The organism is Arcticibacter tournemirensis (assembly GCF_006716645.1).
GTDB lineage: Bacteria > Bacteroidota > Bacteroidia > Sphingobacteriales > Sphingobacteriaceae > Arcticibacter > Arcticibacter tournemirensis.
Window position 1 is genome coordinate 5,088,001 of record NZ_VFPL01000001.1, and the last position, 22,582, is coordinate 5,110,582.

Here is a 22,582-nt window from a genome sequence, read left to right on the forward strand (position 1 = left end):
CAGCGCGTGTATGACATCAAACCAATTCACACTAGACGTAAAGCCGAAACAGGCGACAATTCTTGTTTTTTACAAAACGGGAGGTTATTATCATAAATCTATTCCTGCCGGTATCATGGTCATCCAGGCCCTTGGAAAGAATAATAGCTTCAAAGTTGATACAACTGCAGATGCTTCGCATTTCACCGGGGGAAACTTAAAAAAATATGCCGCTGTCATTTTTCTTAACACCACACACGAAGTTCTTGACCCCGGGCAGCAGAAGGCATTCGAAACCTATATAAGGTCAGGAAAGGGCTTTGTGGGCGTTCATGCGGCCACTGATACGGAGTATGAATGGCCATGGTATGGAAAATTAGTTGGCGCTTACTTTACAAACCATCCGAAAGTACAGAAAGCCATTATCAAAGTAACCGACAAGAAACATCCTTCCACTAAATTGCTGCCGGATGTTTGGGAACACACCGACGAGTGGTATAACTTTAAAGACATCAATCCGGACATGAAAGTGCTTGCCTGGCTTGACGAGAAAAGTTACGAAGGCGGAACGAACGGGAACGAACACCCTATCGCCTGGTATCATGAATATGATGGCGGACGCGCATTTTATACAGGCCTGGGCCACACTGAAGAAAGCTACAGTGACCCACTGTTTTTAAAACACCTGCTTGGAGGAATTCAATACGCAATAGGCAAATAGAAAGGGCCGAAATACCTGGATATTTCAGCCCTTATGTAATATTATTTCAAAGGAAATGTACTGATACTGCCGTCAGTAAACATTTCTTTGCAATTCTAACAGTAGTTAAACGGTGCCAAACAAGATCTGTTAAGAGGATTGTTATGCCGCGACTCTCAACTCTGGACATTCAACTACTTTTCACCTTCAACTCATATATGGATAGCTCTGTTATCAGAAGCAGCCAACGACGCTTCTTTAAACGCCTCCGTATAGGTTGGGTGTGCATGACTGATGCGGCCGATATCTTCAGCCGAAGCGCGGAACTCCATAGCCACTACAGCCTCCGCGATCATATCGGCAGCGCGGGGACCGATTATGTGAACTCCAAGGATCTCATCTGTTTGAGCGTCTGAGAGTACTTTTACCAGGCCATCTGTGTCCATGCTTGCACGCGCCCTGCCACTAGCTTTAAATGGGAATGAACCCGTCTTGTATTTCGTGCCCTGTTGCTTTAGTTGTTCTTCGGTAGATCCCACACTTGCTACTTCAGGCCAGGTATACACAACTCCAGGTATTAAATTGTAGTTTATATGTGGTTTCTGTCCGGCAATGGTTTCTGCTACAAACACCCCTTCCTCTTCCGCTTTGTGAGCAAGCATGGCGCCCTTTATCACATCACCGATGGCATATACTCCCTTTACAGAAGTTTCCAGATGGTCATCTACCGGTATTTTCCTGCCCCGCTCTTCAGGCTTAATTCCAATATTTTCCAATCCCAGGCCCTCTGTATATGCGGTACGACCGACAGCCACGATACAATAATCACCCTCAATAGTTATATTATCCCCTTTCGGACTTTCGGCAGTAACACTCACCCTCTTTCCCTTTACAGATGCTCCCGTGACTTTGTGACTCAAAAGGAATTCGAAACCCAGCTTAGTAAGAGATTTCTGCAATTCTTTACCCATGGTCTTGTCCATTGTAGCAATAATTGAATCGAGAAACTCAACTACTGTTACCTTAGCTCCAAGTCGTGCATAAACCGAACCAAGCTCGAGGCCGATCACGCCCCCTCCGATAACAATAAGATGTTTCGGCACTTCCGGAAGATTCAAGGCCTCTGTAGAAGTAATGATCCTTTTCTTATCAATTGGAAGAAAAGGTAAGGCAGTAGGCTTCGAGCCCGTAGCTATGATTACTTTTTCAGATGTAATCGTTTCCTCCGAGCCATCCTGTTTGCTGATCTTTATGGTGTTTTTATCTTTAAAGGAGGCAACTCCGGTATAGGGAGTAATCTTATTCTTTTTAATGAGATAAGAAATGCCCGAAGTGTTCTCCTGAACCACCTGATTTTTGCGGGAGATCATCTGTGGAAGATCAACCTTCAGATCTTTTATTAAAATACCATGTGTTTTAAAGGTGTGAGCGGCATTATAATAATGCTCAGAAGAATCGAGAAGAGCTTTTGAAGGTATACATCCTACATTCAGACAAGTACCGCCAAAAGTGTTATACTTTTCAATTATGGCAGTTTTAAGTCCTAACTGAGCACAACGGATAGCGGCAACATATCCGCCGGGTCCGCTGCCTATTACTGTTACATCGTATTGCATAATGATATCTGTTTATTCAAAGTTAAGTCAATCTATATAAAGATAAGGTCATTAAATCTCAGGATGACGTTTAAATTCACTCGAGCGATCAAAAAGGTACCGGTAAGTATGATGCGTTTTATAAACTCTGGCGCCGATCTGTTCAGCTATGTGCATCATCCTGGGGTTAAAATCACCAATCCAGTTCATCTGAACGTTCTCATAGGCCTTGTTATTTAACAGGGAGTTTGCGGCAGCGACAATCATTGCTATCTCAACGCCCTTCTTTTGCTGTTCTGGTATTATGCCAAAAACGAGGCCATACATTGTCCGGCATTTCCCCGTCCACTTGTTAAAAAGCAATCTAAGCTTTGTTGTCAGATTTAGTTTACCTTTTGCATATTTGACGAAGAGCTCATTCAACTCCGGAATACTGAGAAAAAAACCAACAGGTTCATTCTTATAATAAGCAAACCAGGCGATCCGCTCGTCGATAACCGGCGTCAGAGAGCTAATCATTTTCCTGGCAGCCTCGAAGCTCATCTCTCCTACGCCTTCATGGTTCACCCATGCTTTATTATATACAGCGCGAAAATCATGGATGTAGGATTCAAGATTCTTCTTTTTAATATTCCTGAAAGAGTAATCGGGATTACGAAATATTCTTGCTGCAACATCATAGTACACTTTTTTTAAAGGTTCTCTAACGTTTCGGAGATAGGTATACTGCTTAAAAAACACTTTAAAGCCATACTCTTCAAAAAAATCCCGGTACCAGTAAGGGTTATAATTACAACAATAACAAGGTGGGCTGAAGCCTTCAACGAGCAAGCCCCACCAACGTTCACGGCTACCGAGATTAACCGGGCCATCCATCGCTTCCATATTCTGCTGCTTCAACCAATCGCGAGCTGCATCAAAAAGCATAAACGCCGCCTTTTTGTCGTTAATACATTCAAAAAAACCTATACCACCCGTAGGCTGTTCGAAAGTGTAAGCCGAAAAAGGATTTACGAACGCAGCAATCCTTCCTATCGCTTTGTTCGTCTTATCGGTTAAAATCCATCGGATACACTTCCCTGCCTCATAGTATTTGTTATTGCCTTCAGTAAATACATTCTCTACATCTTCATCCAATGGTCTTATATAATTAGGATTGTCTTTATATAGATCTACGGGAACTTGCAGAAACTGCCGGATCAAAAAAGGATTATTTACTTCTGTTAAATTCATTAAAATTCGGAAGGAAATTATTAAAACGGCGTCAAAGCTATAACTGTTTTCCTAAATTAGCAGCATTACATTGTTTTATTCATGAAAAGATACATTATCCTGTTTTTTTTAACACTTTCTTTACAATTACGGGCCCAAACCGCCGATTCGGCGTATATACATGATCATTACAGTAAGATTGAAAAGTATATCACCATGCGCGACGGTGTGAGGTTGTTTACTTCAATCTATGTTCCTAAAGACCGGACAAAAAAATATCCGATACTTTTAAACCGAACTCCTTATACTGTAGCACCTTACGGCAGTAACGAGTATAAAAAAACCCTCGGCCCCTCGATGCTTTTCGCACGTGAAGGATACATCTTCGTTTATCAGGATGTTCGTGGAAAATGGATGAGCGAAGGTACATATGAAGATATCCGGCCTCATGTAGCGTCAAAGAAAAATAAAAAAAACATCGATGAAAGTACGGATACATACGACACGATCGACTGGCTGATAAAGAACATAAAGGAGAATAATGGGAAAGCGGGAATTTACGGTATCTCCTATCCAGGCTTCTACTCAACTGCTTCGCTTCCCGATGCACATCCCGCATTAAAAGCTGCTTCTCCGCAGGCTCCGGTAACCAACTGGTTTATCGGAGATGATTTTCACCATAACGGAGCACTCTTTCTCGCCGACGCATTTTCATTCTACTCGACCTTTGGAGTACCCCGGCCAAAGCCTATCACCCCGGATAAGGGCCCAAAAAGCTTTTCGTATTATACTCGCGACAATTATAAATTCTTCATGGACCTGGGCCCGGTTAAGAATGTAAGTAAGAAATATTTCGGCGATTCCATTAAATTCTGGAATGATGTTACTACTCACGGAACCTATGATGAATTTTGGAAAGCCCGGCTTATAACACCTCATTTGAAAAATATTAAACCTGCCACACTTATAGTCGGCGGACTTTTTGATGCGGAGGATTGTTATGGAGCATTTGCCACCTATGAGGCCATCGAAAAGCAAAATGCTAAAAACAAAAATACCCTTGTAATGGGCCCCTGGTTTCATGGAGGGTGGTCCAGATCCACAGGTGAAAGCTTTGGAGATATAAAATTTGATCAGGCAACGAGTACCTGGTACCAGGAAAATGTCGAATTCCCTTTCTTTCAGCATTATCTTAAAGACAAGCCAGCGCCCGATCTTCCTGAGGCGTTAGTATTTGAAACCGGATCTAATAAATGGAAAAAATACACAGCCTGGCCACCAGCCGAAGCAAAGCAGGAGAAGCTATACTTCCAGCCGGATAGTAAGCTTGCCTTTAATAAGCCAGATAAAGATAATAGCTATGACGAATATGTAAGTGATCCTTCACGCCCTGTACCCTATGCCGACGGCGTTCATTTGCAGCGAACCAGAGAGTATATGATCGACGACCAGCGCTTCGCATCAAAACGACCTGATGTTATGGTGTATCAAACCGAACCCCTGACGGCAGATCTCACAATTGCAGGCCCGGTAATAGCCGACCTGATGGTTTCAACTACTGGCACAGACGCCGATTATGTTGTCAAGCTGATTGATGTTTACCCTGACGACTATCCTAATAACACCCCCAACCCACGAAATATTCAAATGGGTGGATATCAAATGCTGGTACGGGGAGAAGTGATGCGGGGAAAGTTCAGAAACAGCTATGAAAAGCCGGAACCTTTTAATCCCGGCAAAATCACTCAGGTGAAGTATTCAATGCCTGATGTATCACATACCTTTAAAGCGGGACACCGTATCATGGTCCAGGTTCAAAATTCATGGTTCCCATTGGTAGACAGGAATCCGCAGAAGTTTGTTGATATCTATAATGCTGACGAAAAAGACTTTCAAAAAGCGACGCACCGCATTTATCACGAAACCCCGAACGCTTCGTGCATTATCATTCCGGTTGTAAAATAGTAGTAATGATGAGAATACGGCTCCGTTTCTTTTTGCCATTGCTGACATGCCTGATATATAGTACTATCGCACACAGCCAGTTGCTTAACAGAACTGAATTGTTTACTCGGGCCGATACCCTTAGAGGAATGCTTTCTCCGCTAAGAACCTGTTACAATATCTCTTACTACCATCTTGACCTGAAGGTCGATCCGGGAAAGAAGTATATTGTAGGATCCAATAAGTTCAGGTTTACTGCCACCACTGATTTTCGAAAATTGCAGTTTGACCTGTTTAATAATCTTAACATAGAAAAGATCCTTTTTAAAGGGAACGTACTTAAGTATACCCGAGAATACAATGCAGTTTTTGTTGATTTTGAAGATACCATCAAGAAAGGTTCTTCAGAAGAATTTACAGTATACTATTCCGGAAAACCCGTAGTTGCTAAAAATCCACCCTGGGATGGCGGCTTTATATTTACAAAAACAAGCAAGGGAAAACCATGGATAGCAGTGAGCTGCCAGGGTCTGGGAGCGAGCAGCTGGTGGCCAAATAAGGACCACCAGTCGGATGAAGTGGACAGTATGATGATAAGCATATCGACACCATCGGGTCTGGCCGATATCAGTAACGGCCGGTTGCGCTCTACTGAAAAACTAGATGACGGATATGTGAGATATAACTGGTTCGTTTCTTACCCCATTAACAATTACAACGTAACACTGAACATTGCCGATTTTAGTCACTTTTCTGATGAGTATGAAGGAGAATCGGGAAAGCTGACCCTTGATTATTATGTACTGCCGGAAAATTTAAAGAAAGCAGGGCCTCACTTTGCCAGCGATGTAAAACCGATGCTACAATGCTTTGAACGCTGGTTTGGCTCCTACCCTTTTTACCGCGATGGTTATAAGCTGATAGAAACGCCCTATCTGGGAATGGAACACCAAAGTGCGGTTGCTTATGGCAACCGGTATCAAAAAGGGTACCTGGGCAAAGATCTTTCAGAGACTGGATTAGGACTGAAGTGGGACTATATCATTATTCACGAGTCAGGACATGAATGGTTCGGTAACAACATTACATCTAAGGATATCGCCGACATGTGGATCCATGAAGCGTTTACTACTTATTCAGAAGGATTATTTGTGGAATGCAAAGAGGGTAAGGAAGCTGGAGCGAAATATATCAGGGGACAACGCAGCGCAATCCTGAATGACATTCCTCTTATAGGCCCGTATGATGTAAATAAGGAAGGATCAGGGGATATGTATTTCAAAGGCAGTAACATGCTTCATACCCTGCGTTCCGTAATCAACGACGATGAAAAATGGCGGCTGATATTAAAAGGTCTCAATAAAACCTTTGGACTGAAGACCGTTACAACTGCAGATATCATTACATATATAAACAAAGAAGCAGGAAGGGACCTAACGCCCGTTTTTGATCAGTATCTTCGCTTTACCAGCATTCCAACCCTGGAAATTAAAAAAGCCAGAGGAGGTAAAAATACGTTGATCTACCGATGGAAAGCGACAGCCACCGGCTTTAATATGCCGGTAAAGGTGCGTTTTACCGACAATAACAAAGATAAAAATAACTGGTTCTTCATTGAGCCATCAGGCAACTGGCAAAGCCTCGATTTACCCTTATCTGCACATGGTATAGAGGCTGATACCGATAACTTTTATATTAATACTAATTTACTTTAAAATATCTGTAACGTTAGGCACCCAGCCAGCGTCTTATTGATACGGAAAGAGAGGAATCCTTCATGGATATTAATCATCATCCCTGGAAACGCTACTACCGCAGAAAATAGTTTAAAATGAAAAAGATATTTGCATCATTCGGCTGGATATTGTTATTACTGCCTTTTTTAAGCTTCGCAGGTACAAGGACTATGTTTAGTCCGGTTAGTCACCCTATGGCTGATACTGAAACCAGACAGGTTTCGGGCTTTCATTCAATTAGCTCCGGAGGTTCGTTCGATGTTTTTGTTAAACTTGGCAACACTGAAAGCCTTCGTTTAGAGGGCGACGAGGATTTGTTTAGCAAGATTGAAACAAGGGTGGAGAACGGCGACTTAAAAATACGCTACAAGACTGGGGTACGCATTAGTGGATGGAACAAAAAAGTGTCGGTTTATATTACGGCCCGCTCGCTGCGCAGCCTTAGTGTCAGCGGATCGGGCGATATGGAAGTAAGCGGAACAATAAAGGGCGACAAGCTGGATACCCGTGTAAGCGGATCTGGAAGCATTACTCTTACAGCTTCAGTTAACGCGTTTACTTCCGCAGTAAGCGGATCGGGCGAAATAAAAGCTGAAGGATCTGCAAAGACTGCCAGTATACAAATCAGCGGTTCCGGTGAGTTTGAAGGAAAAGAATTACGGACAGATAAGGCAGATGTTAAAGTGAGCGGATCCGGCAGCGTAACGATTCATGCAAATACATTGCTGAATGCTGTTGTGAGCGGATCAGGTGACGTTTATTATTCGGGCAATCCCCGCGTAAATCAAACGAAAAGCGGTTCGGGAAAAGTATCAAGAATCTAAGCACAGCAGCTACATACACTTATATATTTGAAACCTCGGGCGGTGCGGTCCGGGGTTTTTTTATGAGGAAAAGCGGACTCCAAACACTATTTCTGCAACGGAGTGTCTGAAATTTACAATCAGCATTATTCAACAAGTGCAACCCTTCTAACGATGTACACTTACACCTCCTTTTAAAACCTGGTATAAACAGCCAGTTGAACAACATGGTTTGCTGTGTTACTGTTGAGGCCCCTGACGTATTGATTGAGATACCCCGCTTCGATATCTGCTTTGGGACTTAAGCGGAAACCTGCAGCTACATAAGCCCGGTTCTGATCGAACACCTTGTTATTCAAATCGCTCTTGTTCTGAAGATTTAAGAATACCTCATTTTGTAAAGCTGCAAACAGACCGCTCTTGAAGTTTCCTGAAGTACTTTTAAAGGGAATCATCAAACGGGCAAAGTATCTTAATCGTTGTGAAAACAAGTCATCATTGCTTCTTTCTATAAACCTTTGCTCTACCCGAAACCTATGGGTTAAAGGGAGAGCTTTAATTTTATGAGCAAAAATATATTGCTCCCATATACGATGTTCGGTAAGATCTTTCCCTCCAGGTATATCGCTATCGGCAAAAGTTTTTATCAAAGCATAACCGGCAGTTACATTATGCTGAGCGTTAAAATGGTAAGTTAAGCCCGGCCGTATAAGCAGATTCTTTACATATTCCCAATTATCGGCAGAGCGCGCCTGTACGTCAAAATGTATCCCTAAACGGGGAGAAACCTTATAACTATTAAACCAGGCAAGCCAGCCACTCTGCTCTGTTTGGGTCTTTTGAGCGAAAGCAGGAAGAAAGGATAAAATGAGCAGAATTAAAGTAACAATTCTTAAAATAACAGGTAGTGTGTGCATTTATGAAGATAAAAGGTAAAAGTCTAAAGGTAAAAGTGCAGAGCCAGGGGTTTTACACTTTTACCTTTATGTTGTATTTATCAGACGCCTAAGAGTAAGCGTGCCGGATCCTCGAGAAGCTGTTTTACTCTTACAAGAAAGCTAACGGATTCCCTTCCGTCAATTATCCTATGATCATATGAAAGAGCAACATACATTATCGGGCGTATTACAACTTCGCCGTTTAAAGCCACAGGGCGTTCAACGATATTATGCATTCCCAGAATAGCTGATTGAGGCGCGTTTATAATCGGAGTTGACATCATGGATCCAAATACCCCTCCGTTGGTAATAGTGAATGTACCACCCGTCATTTCCTCTATAGTTAGCTTGTTATCACGGGCTTTTCCTGCAAGAGTCAATACAGCCTTTTCAATTTCGGCCAATGTCATCGACTCAGCATTCCTGATAACAGGGACAACCAAGCCTTTAGGCGCTGATACAGCTATTGATATATCTGCAAAGTCACTGTATACCACTTCATCATTGTCAATTCGTGCGTTTACACTAGGAAACTCCTTCAAGGCCTCACATACTGCCTTTGTGAAGAACGACATGAAACCCAGACCTACACCATATTTGTCTTTAAACTTTTCCTTATACTTTGACCTGAGATCCATTACCGGCTTCATATCTACCTCGTTGAAAGTAGTAAGCATGGCTGTCTCATTTTTCACAGATACAAGCCGCCTTGCTACGGTCTTACGCAGAGACGACATCTTCTCACGGCGCTCGTTTCGGTTACCCGAAGAAACACTAACCGACACCTGCGCTTTGGCTTCCGGCTTTACCGGTTCGGCAGGGCCGGCGCCTTGTGTTTGCGTCCTGGCGGCCTGAGCTTTCTGAGCATCTTCCTTCGTTATCCTGCCTCCAACACCCGATCCATTTACAGAAGCAGGGTCCACGCCTTTCTCAGATAAAATCTTTGCGGCAGATGGAGAAGGAGTACCTGCTGCATAAGATGGCGCCCGATCCGGAACCGCCTTAACAGCCGACTCTTTCGACGGACTTTCTCCGTTCGACTTAGGAGCAGGTGAACCCGCACCTTTACTTATAGAACAAACAACAGCTCCAATTTCAAGTGTATCGCCTTCTTTCGCAATGTAGTGAAGCGTACCAGCAACTTCTGCAGTCAACTCAAAAGTTGCTTTATCTGATTCAAGTTCGGCAATCTGCTCATCCATTTCTACCTGATCACCATCATTCTTAAGCCACTTCGATAGTGTCACCTCGGTTATGGACTCTCCAACCGGTGGAACCTTTATCTCAAGCGACTCTGATTTCCCCGACTGAGCGGTGGACGTACTATCAGCATCCTCAACGCTTTCGTTTGCCGCATCGGCTTCGGGTTTTGTACCCCCGGCACTGCTTTCTTCAATTGAACAAACCACAGCTCCGATTTGGAGTGTATCTCCTTCAGATGCAATAGTTTTTAAAGTTCCCGCAGCTTCTGCTGTTAACTCAAAAGTTGCCTTGTCAGATTCAAGCTCAGCGATAACCTCATCCATCTCAACAAACTCACCATCTTTCCTGATCCATCTAGACAAGGTTACTTCTGAAATCGATTCGCCGACCGTTGGAACTTTGATCTCTAAACTCATAATATATTTATTTTTATATAATGTTCTTTTGTACCTCTTCCGGTCACCCTATCACCACTACACGGCATACTCCATCTATCCCGGCATCTTGAATATGTTGTTTCTTAAATCCTGACTCTTGCATCTTGATACTTGCATCTTGATACTTGATACCTAATCTACGTTTACAACCTTTTTGGTGGTTTTCACTACCGATTTTTTCACTTCCTTACCCGCTGCATCTTCAAAAGACTTACCAACGATATATAACTGCTGTGAAATATGCTGCTTGGAATAACCAGTAGCAGTACTGCTGCTTTCCTTTCTTGATATAACTTCAAGGTTGAAACTTGAATTCCTGAATTTCCTGCAGATAAAAGGCCATGCCCCCATATTCTCGGGTTCTTCCTGTACCCAAATGAATTCTTCGGCTTTGTTGTATTTTTCCTTAACAGCTTTTAACTGCGTATATGGGATGGGGTATACCTGCTCAACACGTACTATAGCCACGTCGCCTCTTTTATCAACCTGCTGTTTCTCCAAAAGGTCATAATAGACCTTTCCAGTGCAAAACAATACCCTTTTTACGTCCTTAGGCTTTACAAATGCATCGTCTATAACTTCTTTGAAATGCCCTTCTGTGAATTCGGAAATGTTGCTCACGCATAAAGGATGCCGCAACAGGCTCTTCGGCGTAAAAACCACCAATGGTTTACGGAAGTCGCGTTTCAACTGGCGTCTTAATAAATGGAAGAAGTTAGCCGGCGTTGTACAGTTAGCAACCTGTATATTATTTTCTGCACATTGTTCAAGGAAACGCTCAATTCTTCCGGAGGAGTGTTCAGGGCCCTGTCCTTCATAACCATGCGGAAGCAATAACACAAGGCCGTTAGAGCGCTGCCATTTTGTTTCTGCACTTACCAAAAACTGATCGAGGATAGTTTGAGCACCATTTACAAAGTCGCCAAACTGCGCCTCCCAGATAGTAAGGGATTGTGGATTGGCTAAAGCATATCCGTATTCAAAGCCTAAAACGCCATACTCCGACAGGTGAGAATTATAGATATCGAACTTATTTGCACTTCCTTCCTTCTGAATTTCACATAGAGGGACATACTCTTCTTCCGAATCCTCCATTTTAACGACAGCATGACGATGAGAAAAAGTTCCTCTCTCGACATCCTGGCCGCTTACCCTTACCCTGAAACCTTCATCCAACAAAGTACCGTAAGCAAGCAGCTCGCCCATGGCCCAGTCAAAAGTCTCGTTTTGGACCATCTTTTTGCGGTCTTCGAACAACTTCTCAATCTTCTTAAAAAATTTTTTATCGGCAGGCAAGGATGTGATTTTCTCTGCAATTTTTGTCAAAGCATCCTTTGGTACCGCTGTCTGCGACGTCTCTTCAAAGTCCTCCGGCTTTGCCATTCTAAGTCCGCTCCATGCACCCGAAAACATCGGATTGGGTTCATAGGTATTGCTTTCTTTTGATTCATTCAGCCTCTCCTGCAGCAGGGCCCTGAAGTCCTTTTCCATCTCTTTTGCAAGGCTGGCATCCACACTTCCCTGTTCAAGAAGCTTTTTATTATAAATCTCCCTTGGATTAGGGTGTTGTTCAATAATCTTATACAGGGAGGGCTGAGTAAATTTCGGTTCATCAGCTTCGTTGTGCCCGTAACGCCGATAACAAAGTATATCAATAAATACATCATTATGAAAGCGTTGCCTGTATTCCACAGCCATACCAATAGCATAGATCAAAGCCTCTACATCATCTCCATTAACATGGAAAACAGGCGACAACGTTACTTTTGCCACATCTGTACAATACGTTGACGAACGGGCATCTTTATAGTTCGTAGTAAAACCAACCTGGTTATTGATTACAAGGTGAATTGTTCCGCCTGTCTTGTAACCGTCCAGCTTAGCCATCTGAAGGACTTCGTATACAATACCCTGACCGGCAATTGATGAGTCACCATGAATCAGAATGGGAGCCAGGCGTGTATTGTCTCCGTTATACTTAAAATCAATTTTTGAACGGCTTATTCCTTCTACAACCGGATCAACAGCTTCAAGATGTGAAGGATTCGGACAAAGGCTTAAATGAACCTTCTTCCCCGATTCGGTTTCAACATCTGTTGAAAAGCCCAGATGGTATTTTACATCACCACCATAAGGTTTCGATTCATCAAACGCCCGGCCTTCAAACTCTGCAAAAATGTCTTTATAGGTTTTATGCATGATATTGGCAAGAACGTTTAAACGTCCACGGTGTGCCATGCCAATTACAAACTCTTCTATTCCGAGTTCAGCACCCTTTTCAATTACGTAATCAAGCCCGGGTATTAAACTTTCAGCCCCTTCCAGCGAAAAGCGCTTTTGTCCGAGGAACTTTGTACCAAGGAAGTTTTCAAAAACTACAGCCTCGTTCAGCTTTTTTAAAATCCGCTTTTTGGTTTCGATCGAAAGGTTGGGCGTATTACGCTCCCTTTCCATCCGCTCCCTGAACCATTTAACTTTGTGGGGATTACGTATGTATACAAACTCCGCTCCTATAGACTGGCAATAGGTTTGTTCCAGAAGATTATGGATGTCACGCAAAGTTGCAGGACCAAGGCCTACTTCTGCACCTGCGTTGAATACGGTATCAAGGTCGGATTCAGCCAGGCCAAATGTTTCAAGTTCCTTTCCTGGATAATACTTTCTGCGTTCGCGTACCGGGTTGGTTTTCGTAAACAAGTGCCCGCGCTGACGGTACCCATAAATCATATTCATCACTTTCATTTCCTTCAGGAAATGATCGGAGTTCCCGTCCTGAGCAACTTTGCCTTCGGCTTCCCTTCCGAAATCAAATCCCTCGAAAAATTTCTGCCATCCAAAATCTACTGATTCGGGATCCTGCAGATATGACTGATAAAGAGAATCTATATAAGATGAATGTGCGTTACTGAGGTATGACAAATTGTCCATGAATATCAAATTCTTAAGATAGGTCAAAAATAAAAGTTTAACCTTATAATAACTAAGTATTTTCTGTCAAAAATTATTTGGAAGGGTAAAACAACTGCCCATTGGCTTACGAGGCGTTATTGTATTCACTAAACCATTTTTTTATATCATCTTCCTGCGCCACTTCCTCAAATTTAACTATAATATTTTTGTTTGACGACAGGATCCGGCTTCCCAGTATTGTCGCCCAGGTGCCGAGATTGTTTGCAGGTGAAAAGTCAATCGCCTTTTCTTCATAGTATGCCGAACCAGCCATCCACGGAACCTTCAATGTCTTAACAAGAAACGTACCGGCATATTGTTTACATATATCACTAATGTACCCAGTAGCGTTTAGTTTCCGCATACAAGCGTCCGTCAGAGGTTCTCCGGTAACCCCCGATTTCCATCCCTCGAACTTAGTCTTCTCTTTGGAGGAAAGCGCCTTCCTGGTCTCTTCTTTTTGAGGAATTATACTGCCATGCTTTTTTAGCATAAATCGAAAGTAATCGCGCCATTGTAATTCAATAATCATTCTGGCTGCCAGATCAGGCATCTGCTTTTGGTATTTCTTTACCTCCCAATACACTTCTCTTGGAGAAAGACAACCCGCTGAAAGCCACGGTGAGAGCTTCGGCGAAAGAGACCTGCTGCCTTTATTTCCAAGCAACCCGGCTCCAAGCAGAAAGTCCTTCAGTTTTTTAATTCCTTCCGACTCCCCACCTTTAACCTCTAATTTTATGTGATCATCCTCTGGATCGGCATCAATCCCCAGAAAACTAAGATCAGGCAGCGATTCATTCCTTATCCCATCCGGGACCTTAACAAGTCCGGGAGTATCGAAACAAGGGCGCACAGTGCTGTCTCTTTCTATCTTCTTCCTGAACACAGAAAAGTCGTCGGGGATATTCTTAATAGGGAAAGGCAGATCCTCTTTATGATACAATGTGTGTCCGATAAAGTGCTTAAGGTTTATATGTTGTTTCCATAACGCAGCTTCAACCTTCGCAGAGATGTTTGTTTCCTCTGGTGCCACTTCCCGGTGATGATATACTTCTTTTACGTTATAAAGGTGACAGATATCGGGCAACACTTCTTCGGGCTTTCCTTTTTTTACGACAAGATCTCCACCCAGGCTACGCAGCGATTCTCTTAGGTTGATTACGCTTTCAAATAAGAACCGCGCTCTGAAAGCGCCGGTTTTCTTAGCCCCAAAGTCGGTCTTTTTAAAATACCTGGGATCAAAGCAATATACCGGTATAACTTTGCCGGCACGCTTTACCGCTTCAATAAGGATCTCATTATCGTGTATTCTTAAATCATTCCGAAACCAAATTAATATGGTTTTTTCACTCATGTCAATTAGCGCCGTAAAACTGGCAATATAACTAAAAAAACAGATCATCTCTCTCTCTAAGAAGGCCCTGAAACAGAATATTTACATCATCAAGACAAACACTTCACTTTCTTTTAATACAGTTATTGATTTCCAAAAAAGTGTTATATTAGGTTCAGAACAGAATATGTTTTAACTTTATGTAAAACGACCCATTTATGAAGACAGTAAGATATATTTTGCAGAACAAGCCCGGCGCTGTTTACTCAGTTGGTGTTAATACTTCGGTGCTCGAAGCGCTGAATGTAATGATGGATAAGAATATCAGCGCCCTGTTAATTACAGAAGGTGATTTGCTTCTAGGAATATTTACAGAAAGGGATTATGCACGAAAAATTGCGTTAAGGGGGAAATCGTCGAAAGATACACCCATAACTGAAGTAATGACAGCAACACCAATTACTGTTTCTCTGGATGATGAGATCGACGTATGTATGCAGCTAATGACAAATAAACACATCCGCCACTTACCCGTTACCGATCAGGAAAAGATAATCGGAATGGTATCTATCGGAGATGTGGTTAAGTCAATAATTGAGATACAGAAAGAAACGATCAAACAACTCGAAAGCTACATCAACAGCTAAGTCGCTATTTCTTTAGGGCACGCAGCTTATCGAAGTCCATAACCAGGCGTTCTACAACCCGGCCATTTTCAAGATGTTCAGTTACAATCTCTTCGACGTCTGCTAACTGAACATTCCCATAAAATACTCCCTCGGGGTATACCGCGACAGAGGGACCAAGTTCGCAGGCTTCCAAACAGCCCGCCTTCTGAGCCCTGATTTCGGTGTTCAGCTGCTTGTCTTTAATTAGTTTTTTGAATGCAGCCACCAGAGAAAGTCCGTGCCCTTCACCGCAACTTACCCGGCTTCCCTCGGGTCGTTGATTGGTACAGATAAATAGATGTTTTGTATAAAGCATAATAACAAAGATATGATAAAAGATGATTAAAACAGTTCTGATAACTGGCGCAACAGGCCTCATCGGAACGCGCCTTGCGCAATTGCTATTGAACGAAGGCTATGTTATTCATACGTTGAGCAGGAAAGGAATATCCGGTCAGCCTGAAATTAAAGCATTTAAATGGGACCCCGAAAGAGGCACTATTGACGAAAAATGCCTGGAAAATGTCGATGCAATAATCCATCTGGCAGGCGAAAGTATTGCCGGTAAAGCATGGACTAAAAGCCGTAAACAAAAGATCATTAGAAGCCGGACTGATTCGGTACGACTCATATATCAGCTTATTCAAAATAATCCTTTGTCGAAAGTAAATACTATTATATCAGCTTCAGCTGTTGGATATTATGGTGACCGCGCCGATGAATTGCTAACGGAAGAGTCACTGCCAGGCAATGATTTTATGGCTCAAACCTGCACTACCTGGGAAGATGCAGTTGACTATGGAGAATCCCTGGGACTAAGGGTTGTGAAGCTAAGAACCGGTATTGTTCTCGCATCAGAAGGTGGAGCATTACCACAACTGGCGGGTACGGTAAGAACAGGGTTTGGTGCAGTTTTAGGTTCAGGAAAACAATGGATGCCATGGATCCATCTTGATGATGCTGTGCGAATGTATAAGTTTGTCCTGACTAACGAAAAAGCCACAGGAACTTACAATCAATGCAGCCCTAACCCGGTTACCAATAAGCAAATGACCCTTGCTATTGCCGATGTTCTGAGAAAACCTTTATGGCTGCCCCGGGTTCCTTCCTTTATTTTAGGTATTGTCCTTGGCGAAATGAAGGCAGTGGTTTTGAACAGCACCAGGACGTCTGCAGGAAAAATCCTAAATTTGGGATTCACCTTCCGGTTCAACACCCTTGGGGAAGCTCTTGAGAGTATATATGGAAAAAAGTCGCGTTAACATATTCTGGTTTCGAAGAGATTTACGGCTCCACGACAACGCGGGATTGTACCACGCTCTAAAAGCGGGCCTGCCTGTTCTCCCGCTCTTTATCTTCGACCTCAATATTCTTGACAAGTTACAGGATAAAGATGATGCCCGTGTAACCTTCATTTTCGACGCCCTGGAAGCACTCAACAAAGAACTTGTTTCTTATGGATCGTCTCTTGTTGTTAAATATAATTTCCCGGAGCGTGCCTGGGAAGAACTTACCGGAGAATTTAATATTCAACAGGTTTTCACCAATAACGACTATGAACCTTACGCCCTCGAACGCGATGCTGAGATCTTAAAATTACTAGCGGAAAAAAGCATTCCGCTTCTCTCCTTTAAAGATCATGTGATCTTCGAAAAAGATGAAGTAAAAAAAGACGATAAACAACCATATACTGTTTTCTCTGCTTATAAAAGGAAATGGCATGAAATACTCAAACCCCAACAGCATTTTAGTTCATATCCGATTGAAAGTTATTTCCATAACTTCCACCATTACCAACCATTAGAAATACCAGGATTAAAGGCTATAGGGTTTCAAAGAAGCCCTATCACGTTCCCTTCAAAGCATTACGAGCATCTTATAGCGAATTATAAAGAAACACGTGACATACCGGGGATTGAAGGCACAACGAAAATAGGCATTCATTTACGGTTCGGAACACTTAGCATACGAGACCTTGCCCGCTCAGCGTATGCTCAGCCTGATGATACCTGGCTAAGTGAATTGATCTGGCGAGATTTCTATGCCATGATACTATGGCATTTCCCAACGACCACAACACATTCATTCAAAAAGGAATTCGACAATATAAACTGGAGAAACAATGAAAAGGAGTTCTTATGCTGGTGTGAAGGTAAAACGGGGTATCCGATTGTAGATGCTGGTATGCGGCAGTTAAATGAAAGCGGCTGGATGCACAACAGGGCTAGGATGATTACAGCGAGCTTTCTTACGAAGCATCTCTTAATAGACTGGCGATGGGGCGAAGCTTACTTCGCCAGAAAACTGTTAGACTACGATATGGCCAGCAATATTGGCGGCTGGCAATGGGCGGCCGGATCGGGCAATGATGCGGTGCCCTACTTCAGAGTATTCAACCCTGAACTCCAGACTAAAAAGTTTGATCCGCAATTCAAATATATAAAGAAGTGGGTGCCGGAAGTAGGCGATCCCTTCACATACCCCCAACCTATTGTCGAACATACATTTGCGCGGCAAAGAGCTCTCACTGAATTTAGAAAAGCCCTGGCGTCCAAGTTTTAACACTGAATTTACTTGATTTATACAAACATTACTATTTCAAAGCGGTTATCCCCTATTATCAAGGTATCTTGATACTTATATCTTGATACTTGATACCATAATCTATATTTTAGCCGAATGAAACCAACATTACTTATTCTAGCCGCAGGCATGGCCAGCCGCTATGGAAGCATGAAACAAGTTGACGGATTTGGTCCCAATAACGAAACTATTATTGATTACTCAATCTACGATGCGATTCGGGCTGGATTTGGCAAAGTAAGTTTCATAATCCGTGAAGAATTTCTCGACAGCTTTAAATCAATATTTGAGCCTAAACTGAAGGGAAAGGTTGAGATCGATTATGTTTTCCAAAGTTACGACCTTTCAAAATATGGTATTACTAAAAATATCGAAAGGCAGAAACCATGGGGCACTGGTCACGCAGTACTTGAAGCAGGTGCGCAGATCAACGAACCTTTCTGTGTTATCAATGCAGATGACTTCTATGGATATGATGCTTTCCAAAAAATGGCCAACTTCCTGAACTCTGAAGTCCGCGACGACAACTATTCTCTAATGGGTTACGAAGTAGATAAAACCTTGTCAGAATACGGTGCTGTATCACGCGGAATTTGTAGAGTAAACAGCGAAGGCTACCTGCAGGAAATCAATGAGCGCACAAAAGTCTATACAAAAGAAGGACAGATTGTTTTTGAAGAAGATAACGGGAACATAACTCCTTTGCATGAAGATGCACGTGCATCAATGAATTTCTGGGGTTTTACACCAGCAATCTTTGAACAAGCGAAGCCTATGTTTACCCGCTTCGTTGAGGCCAATGAGAACAATCCCAAAGCCGAATTCTTTATCCCTTTAATGGCCGAAGAACTTGTTAAAACCGGCCAGGCCAACTTCAAAGTAATTCCGACTTCTTCGAAATGGTTTGGAGTAACCTATAAGGAAGATAAACCGATTGTTCAAAAGAGTCTTGCTGACCTGGTAGAAAACGGTACATATCCGGATAAACTCTGGTAAACAAATAATTACCAAAAAAAAGAAGCTGCTCTTTCGAACAGCTTCTTTTTTTTTTTGATATATAAAGAAGAGTATTACTCTGCTTTATCTTCACCCTTTGCAGGTCCTGTCTCAGGAGCATTGTCTTCAGCAGAAGGCTCAGCTTCTGCACTAACAGGAGCTTCTGTTTCAGCAACTGGAGCAGTTTCTGCCTTCTTTGCTTTACCAGAACCACGTCTGCGTGTTGTTTTCTTTTCAGGTTGCGCAGCAGCCTCAGCTTTGTAAGTAGTATTATAGTCTACCAGCTCAATAAGCGCCATTTCTGCGTTATCACCCAAGCGGTTAACCAACTTTATAATACGGGTATAACCTCCAGGACGGTTGGCAACCTTCGCTGCTACATCGCGAAATAATTCAGTAACTACTTCCTTATCCTGAAGATAACTGAAAACAGTTCTGCGTGAATGAGTTGTATCATTCTTAGCCTTTGTGATTAAAGGTTCAACATAGGTACGTAAAGCTTTAGCTTTAGCCAATGTTGTAGTGATACGCTTGTGTTTAATAAGCGAAGAAGCCATATTTGCCATCATCGCTTTACGATGGCTGTCAGTACGGCCTAAATGATTGATTTTCTTTCCGTGTCGCATTTTACTTTTGTTTTACATGCTTATACCGTTCCGGTTTGCTGGAGGAATTATAAACATGTCGCTTACTCTTTTATTATTCCCTGTCCTCTCGACAAGGCTTATTCTTCTTCTAATTTATATTTAGACAGGTTCATTCCAAAAGAAAGACCTTTTGACTTTACCAAATCCTGGATCTCTGTTAATGATTTCTTACCAAAGTTTCTGAATTTAAGCATATCTGCTACATCATATGAAACCAGGTCAGCAAGTGTGCGAATATCTGCAGCTTTCAGGCAGTTAAGGGCACGTACTGAAAGATCTAAATCAACTAATTCAGTCTTAAGGATCTTACGCATATGAAGAATTTCCTCGTCTACTTCCTTAGTCTCCTCTTTAGCCTGAGCTTCAAGCATGATATTTTCATCAGAAAATAACAGGAAGTGATGTATAAGGATCTTTGCAGCTTCTTTTAATGCATCTTCAGGATGAATAGAACCATCTGTTGTAATATCAAGAACAAGTTTCTCGTAGTCAGTTTTCTGTTCTACACGATAGTTCTCAATAGTATACTTAACGTTCTTAATAGGTGTGTAGATAGAATCTATAGCTATAACTCCTACGTTCGCATCAGGATTCTTATTTTCTTCAGCGGCTACATAACCTCTGCCTTTAACAACTGTTAGTTCAACCTCCAGAGTGACATTCGATTCCATATTACACAGAACCAAATCAGGATTCAATACAGTAAAGTTGCTCGAGAATCTGGTGATGTCTCCAGCTTTAAATTGCTCCTGACCGTTAATCATCACATATACCTTCTCTGATTCACCGGTTTCGCCAGTCTTTTTAAACCTTACCTGCTTCAGATTCAGGATAATCTCAGTAACATCTTCAACAACACCTTTTATGGTTGAGAATTCGTGAGAAACCCCAGAGAAACGTACAGACGTAATTGCATAACCTTCGAGGGAAGACAATAAAATACGACGTAAAGCATTACCTATGGTAACACCGAAACCAGGTTCCAACGGACGAAATTCAAACGTACCGTCGAAATCCGTAGATTTCTGCATGATAACTTTATCAGGTTTCTGGAATGCTAAAATTGCCATTTATTTTCAGTTAAGTTTTTTTAAACTGTAAAGACTGCCAGACACAACCGGTCTGGCAGTTATATATTATTACTTAGAGTACAACTCGACGATCAGGTTTTCCTTGATGTTTTCAGGAATCTCATCGCGGCTTGGGTAGTTCAGGAATTTTCCTGTAAAATTATTAACATCCCACTCTAACCATGCATATTTATTGATTCTGCGTCCGGCAACTGAGTTTGTTACGGTTTCAAGCGACTGTGAACGTTCGCGAACAGCAACAACATCACCAGCACGTAGAGAATACGAAGGAATATTTACAACTTCACCGTTAACAGTGATATGTTTATGACCAACTAACTGACGTGCTGCAGATCTTGTTGGTGCAATACCTAAACGGTAAACGGTATTATCTAAACGAGCTTCAAGGAGCTTCAGAAGGTTCTCTCCGGTAATTCCTTCCTTGGCAGAAGCCCGGTGAAATAAATTCTCAAACTGACGCTCAAGAACACCGTATGTATATTTAACTTTTTGTTTCTCCATCAGCTGAACAGCATATTCAGACTGTTTTCCACGGCGCTTTGAAGCACCATGCATTCCTGGAGGATAATTTTTTCTTTCTAATGCCTTGTCAGGACCAAAAATTGGTTCTCTGAACTTACGGGCGATCTTGGATTTAGGACCAGTGTATCTTGCCATTTTGTTCGTTTAAAGTATCAGGCAGCCCGCAGCTGCCGAATCTTATCTTTAATTAATTATTTACGTTCTTATGTCCACTGTTTCGTGGCACGTTTTGAGTTTAGTTTTAGCTTTCAGCTAATTAAACTCTTCTCCTCTTTGGAGGGCGGCATCCGTTGTGAGGAAGCGGAGTAATATCCTTAATGGTTGTTACTTCGATACCTGCTGTCTGTAGTGTACGGATGGCAGACTCACGACCAGCTCCCGGACCCTTAACAAATACTTCAACCTTACGGAGACCTAAATCAAATGCCACTTTACCGCAATCAGCAGCAGCTTGTGAAGCAGCATATGGGGTATTTTTCTTAGATCCTTTAAAACCCATCTTTCCTGCAGATGACCAGGATATTGCCTGACCCTGAGAGTTGGTTAAAGTCACTATGATATTATTGAAAGTAGCGTTTATGTGTGCCTGTCCAACCGGCTCAATAACCACAATACGCTTTTTCGTTACTTTTTTAGTCTTAGCCATTACTTATCTCGTATTATTTAGTAGCCTTTTTCTTGTTAGCAACAGTCTTACGTTTTCCTTTACGGGTACGGGTATTGTTCTTAGTCCTTTGTCCGCGTACAGGTAATCCTTTACGATGACGAAGACCACGGTAACATCCAATATCCATTAAACGCTTAATGTTCAACTGAACTTCAGAACGGAGAGAGCCCTCTACCTTAATCTGGTCGTTAATAATCGAACGGATCGCCGCTAACTGATCATCGGTCCACTCTTGTACTTTCACATCATACCCTATACCGGCTTGATCTAAAATGCTCTGAGCTGTAGCTCTTCCGATACCGTAAATGTAAGTAAGGCCGATCTCTCCTCTTTTGTTTCTTGGTAAATCAATACCTGCTATTCTTGCCATATTTTTTTAATGATTGATTGATTGAATGATCGATTGATTGAATACCGGATTAATCTTAGTCATTCAACCTTTCAGTCCTTCAATAATTATTTTACCCCTGGCGCTGCTTGTACTTAGGGTTCTTTTTGTTAATTACATAAAGTTTACCCTTACGGCGAATTATTTTGCAATCAGCGCTGCGCTTCTTTATGGATGCTCTAACTTTCATC

21 protein-coding genes are annotated in these 22,582 nt (G+C 42.3%); 8 read left to right on the plus strand and 13 right to left on the minus strand.

Features of this window, described 5'->3' with window-relative positions:
• The first annotated feature begins 10 nt into the window (after positions 1-10).
• Positions 11-700 carry a ThuA domain-containing protein gene (locus BDE36_RS21235; RefSeq protein ID WP_235904347.1) on the plus strand — a complete coding sequence of 230 codons (690 nt, stop codon included), beginning with the start codon at positions 11-13 and terminating at the stop codon, positions 698-700.
• Between the two features lie 191 nt (positions 701-891).
• On the opposite strand, the gene lpdA is transcribed toward BDE36_RS21235, so the two are convergent.
• Complete coding sequence (gene lpdA / locus BDE36_RS21240) at positions 892-2,295, minus strand: dihydrolipoyl dehydrogenase (RefSeq protein ID WP_141816407.1); 1,404 nt, start codon at positions 2,293-2,295, stop codon at positions 892-894.
• A 51-nt stretch (positions 2,296-2,346) separates the two neighbouring features.
• Positions 2,347-3,507 (minus strand): hypothetical protein, encoded by a 1,161-nt coding sequence (locus tag BDE36_RS21245; RefSeq protein WP_141816408.1) that lies wholly within the window; start codon positions 3,505-3,507, stop codon positions 2,347-2,349.
• Positions 3,508-3,588: 81 nt separating this feature from the next.
• On the opposite strand from BDE36_RS21245, the gene BDE36_RS21250 reads away from it, so the two are divergent.
• The 3 genes from BDE36_RS21250 (at position 3,589) to BDE36_RS21260 (ending at position 7,990) form a co-directional block, all read left to right on the plus strand.
• The gene (locus tag BDE36_RS21250) at positions 3,589-5,451 is read left to right on the plus strand and encodes a CocE/NonD family hydrolase (protein WP_141816409.1); all 1,863 of its coding nucleotides are present in this window, start codon (positions 3,589-3,591) and stop codon (positions 5,449-5,451) included.
• A 5-nt stretch (positions 5,452-5,456) separates the two neighbouring features.
• The gene (locus BDE36_RS21255) at positions 5,457-7,145 is read left to right on the plus strand and encodes a M1 family metallopeptidase (protein ID WP_317132922.1); all 1,689 of its coding nucleotides are present in this window, start codon (positions 5,457-5,459) and stop codon (positions 7,143-7,145) included.
• Between the two features lie 116 nt (positions 7,146-7,261).
• Positions 7,262-7,990, plus strand: coding sequence for a head GIN domain-containing protein (locus BDE36_RS21260; RefSeq protein WP_128770453.1), 729 nt, complete (start codon positions 7,262-7,264; stop codon positions 7,988-7,990).
• A 173-nt stretch (positions 7,991-8,163) separates the two neighbouring features.
• Here BDE36_RS21260 and BDE36_RS21265 read toward each other — a convergent pair whose 3' ends face one another.
• From BDE36_RS21265 to BDE36_RS21280, 4 genes are all read right to left on the minus strand, one after another.
• Positions 8,164-8,886 carry a DUF2490 domain-containing protein gene (locus tag BDE36_RS21265; RefSeq protein ID WP_141816410.1) on the minus strand — a complete coding sequence of 241 codons (723 nt, stop codon included), beginning with the start codon at positions 8,884-8,886 and terminating at the stop codon, positions 8,164-8,166.
• An 80-nt stretch (positions 8,887-8,966) separates the two neighbouring features.
• The gene (gene odhB, locus BDE36_RS21270) at positions 8,967-10,526 is read right to left on the minus strand and encodes a 2-oxoglutarate dehydrogenase complex dihydrolipoyllysine-residue succinyltransferase (protein ID WP_141816411.1); all 1,560 of its coding nucleotides are present in this window, start codon (positions 10,524-10,526) and stop codon (positions 8,967-8,969) included.
• Positions 10,527-10,679: 153 nt separating this feature from the next.
• Positions 10,680-13,475, minus strand: coding sequence for a 2-oxoglutarate dehydrogenase E1 component (locus BDE36_RS21275; RefSeq protein WP_141816412.1), 2,796 nt, complete (start codon positions 13,473-13,475; stop codon positions 10,680-10,682).
• A gap of 106 nt (positions 13,476-13,581) precedes the next feature.
• Positions 13,582-14,850, minus strand: a complete 1,269-nt coding sequence (locus BDE36_RS21280; protein ID WP_161987747.1) for a DASH family cryptochrome — start codon at positions 14,848-14,850, stop codon at positions 13,582-13,584.
• Between the two features lie 197 nt (positions 14,851-15,047).
• Here BDE36_RS21280 and BDE36_RS21285 point away from each other — a divergent pair, with 197 nt between their 5' ends.
• Entirely contained in the window at positions 15,048-15,476 is a 429-nt protein-coding gene (locus BDE36_RS21285; protein ID WP_128770448.1) for a CBS domain-containing protein, read from the plus strand.
• Between the two features lie 4 nt (positions 15,477-15,480).
• Here BDE36_RS21285 and BDE36_RS21290 read toward each other — a convergent pair whose 3' ends face one another.
• Positions 15,481-15,813, minus strand: coding sequence for a (2Fe-2S) ferredoxin domain-containing protein (locus BDE36_RS21290; RefSeq protein WP_128770447.1), 333 nt, complete (start codon positions 15,811-15,813; stop codon positions 15,481-15,483).
• Positions 15,814-15,835: 22 nt separating this feature from the next.
• Here BDE36_RS21290 and BDE36_RS21295 point away from each other — a divergent pair, with 22 nt between their 5' ends.
• From BDE36_RS21295 to BDE36_RS21305, 3 genes are all read left to right on the plus strand, one after another.
• Entirely contained in the window at positions 15,836-16,759 is a 924-nt protein-coding gene (locus tag BDE36_RS21295; RefSeq protein WP_141816414.1) for a TIGR01777 family oxidoreductase, read from the plus strand.
• Positions 16,740-18,059 (plus strand): cryptochrome/photolyase family protein, encoded by a 1,320-nt coding sequence (locus tag BDE36_RS21300; protein ID WP_141816415.1) that lies wholly within the window; start codon positions 16,740-16,742, stop codon positions 18,057-18,059. Before BDE36_RS21295 ends, BDE36_RS21300 begins: the two co-directional genes overlap by 20 nt.
• Positions 18,060-18,176: 117 nt before the next feature.
• Entirely contained in the window at positions 18,177-19,076 is a 900-nt protein-coding gene (locus BDE36_RS21305; RefSeq protein ID WP_141816416.1) for a nucleotidyltransferase family protein, read from the plus strand.
• A gap of 74 nt (positions 19,077-19,150) precedes the next feature.
• Here the strand turns inward: BDE36_RS21305 and rplQ are convergent, their stop codons facing one another.
• From rplQ to rpmJ, 6 genes are all read right to left on the minus strand, one after another.
• The gene (rplQ, locus tag BDE36_RS21310; protein WP_141816417.1) at positions 19,151-19,702 is read right to left on the minus strand and encodes a 50S ribosomal protein L17; all 552 of its coding nucleotides are present in this window, start codon (positions 19,700-19,702) and stop codon (positions 19,151-19,153) included.
• Positions 19,703-19,800: 98 nt separating this feature from the next.
• Entirely contained in the window at positions 19,801-20,793 is a 993-nt protein-coding gene (locus tag BDE36_RS21315) for a DNA-directed RNA polymerase subunit alpha (protein ID WP_128770442.1), read from the minus strand.
• 69 nt (positions 20,794-20,862) lie between these two features.
• The gene (gene rpsD, locus BDE36_RS21320; protein WP_128770441.1) at positions 20,863-21,471 is read right to left on the minus strand and encodes a 30S ribosomal protein S4; all 609 of its coding nucleotides are present in this window, start codon (positions 21,469-21,471) and stop codon (positions 20,863-20,865) included.
• A gap of 121 nt (positions 21,472-21,592) precedes the next feature.
• Positions 21,593-21,982 carry a 30S ribosomal protein S11 gene (gene rpsK / locus BDE36_RS21325; RefSeq protein ID WP_128770440.1) on the minus strand — a complete coding sequence of 130 codons (390 nt, stop codon included), beginning with the start codon at positions 21,980-21,982 and terminating at the stop codon, positions 21,593-21,595.
• A 13-nt stretch (positions 21,983-21,995) separates the two neighbouring features.
• Positions 21,996-22,373 (minus strand): 30S ribosomal protein S13, encoded by a 378-nt coding sequence (gene rpsM / locus BDE36_RS21330; protein WP_128770439.1) that lies wholly within the window; start codon positions 22,371-22,373, stop codon positions 21,996-21,998.
• 91 nt (positions 22,374-22,464) lie between these two features.
• Positions 22,465-22,581 carry a 50S ribosomal protein L36 gene (gene rpmJ, locus BDE36_RS21335; protein WP_008506259.1) on the minus strand — a complete coding sequence of 39 codons (117 nt, stop codon included), beginning with the start codon at positions 22,579-22,581 and terminating at the stop codon, positions 22,465-22,467.
• Position 22,582 lies beyond the last annotated feature (1 nt).